Raw genomic sequence first — 262 nt, 5'->3', positions numbered from 1 at the left:
ATGGATACCATGCGAGCCAGTGGTGTACAGACTGGCGGCCCGGCAGCCTTGGGACAGAGTGACCGTCAGGCGTTTGCCAATCAGCTCGATAGATTTATTACTAAGCATCATAAACCCGCTTAATATCTCTAGGTTGACCAGATACTTTTCTATGTTGTGTTTTCCTTAATTTTGGTTTTCTACATTTATCTCAGGTGCTCACATTTCATTCTGGGATAGGATTCGTAAAAATCAAGGCGCCACATGGCGCCTTTGCTTATTC

General features: G+C 44.7%; 1 protein-coding gene. It reads left to right on the top strand.

What is annotated here, in order from left to right; all coding sequences use genetic code 11:
- Positions 1-123: DUF188 domain-containing protein (locus MTCD1_RS19490; RefSeq protein ID WP_200818685.1), on the top strand; the 123-nt coding region annotated here is incomplete at its 5' end.
- Positions 124-262: the final 139 nt, after the last annotated feature.

Source organism: Colwellia marinimaniae, assembly GCF_002207865.1.
In the GTDB taxonomy this organism is placed as follows: Bacteria; Pseudomonadota; Gammaproteobacteria; order Enterobacterales; family Alteromonadaceae; genus Colwellia; species Colwellia marinimaniae.
The sequence above is the reverse complement of the archived record's forward strand: the minus strand, read 5'-3'. Positions and strand labels throughout refer to the sequence as shown.